General features: G+C 33.5%; 1 protein-coding gene. It reads left to right on the forward strand.

The window, feature by feature from the left end:
• The first annotated feature begins 28 nt into the window (after positions 1 to 28).
• Entirely contained in the window at positions 29 to 1,009 is a 981-nt protein-coding gene (locus tag ABIB40_RS20655; protein WP_354361848.1) for an 8-oxoguanine DNA glycosylase OGG fold protein, read from the forward strand.
• The last annotated feature ends 178 nt before the right edge of the window (positions 1,010 to 1,187 follow it).

Raw genomic sequence — 1,187 nt, forward strand, 5'->3', positions numbered from 1 at the left:
CGTTAGCGGTCAGCTTAAATCGACACAAATGAAAATTAACAATTACAAAATATTGATTTCAAACTTGCCTGTAAAACAACAAAGTTTTAAGACAAAGCGAACAACTTGGAACAAAGCTGAAAGCCAAATTGAATGGTTAAAAAAACTAAATGAAGGAATATTTCATAATAAACCAACCTTGACAATTAGCCGACAAGACATTTTTGAAACGAAAGATTTAATAGAAAAGATTGTCAAAACAATATATTGGGGTTATCCATACGGAATGCGTGGCAACCATTTTGTAGATATTCTTAAACACATTGACCTAATTGAAAGTGCTTTCAAAAAACTAAAACAAACCGACCGACCTACAACAGAAGATTTCAATAATCTCACTATTACATTGAAGAGTGTTAAAGGACTCGGACTTTCCACTTATAGCAAACTACTTTACTTTTTTAAGCTAACATTCAATGATAATCCTTGCCTCATACTTGACCAAAGGCTAATTGACGTTTTTGCTAATAAAACATATTTCGAGTTTCAACAACTTAGCAAGGTATGCTACGAAAATGCTGAGAAAAATTATCTTAACTTTTTACAAATCACTCAACAACTTGCGGAAAAGATAGAAACGGAAGGCGAAAACATTGAAGTATTTCTTTTTACTTTCGGTAACAACTTGAAAACCACAAACGTGAACGAAAGCAAAATTTCAAATATGTGGAATGGTTACTGCCCAGAAAGTTTATTAGATGGAAAAACTGTTCGTATGCGACTAAATCAAAATGACTTTTTTGAAAGCGAAGAAACAGGCTTGCAAATTTGTATCATTACAGGTGTTCAAGCAGTAATTCTAAACTTCAGGGGACAAGGAAAATTCAGAACAAACATTAAGTATGCGGACGAAATTGAAAATGGAGAAATTTTAAGTCCTCAAAATTCTGACCGACCACCGTTTAACAATCCGACAACTGCATTCGGAGAAAGTGAAGAAATAGAAAAATATATTACGACAATCAATTGAAAAACTAGAAAATAGCTTAACAAAAGGGATTAAAAGAAAGCCGAACCGCTAACAGCAAATTTGTTCAAAAATGGCTGACGGTGGTTCAACTCAGGTTTTTCGTTAATTATTTAGTTTTGTGCGGTGCGACAATGGTTCTGCAAGCAATGCCATTTCTGCACAAATTTCCAAAACGTTA

This window comes from Pedobacter sp. UYP30 (assembly GCF_040547165.1).
Classification (GTDB): domain Bacteria; phylum Bacteroidota; class Bacteroidia; order Sphingobacteriales; family Sphingobacteriaceae; genus Pedobacter.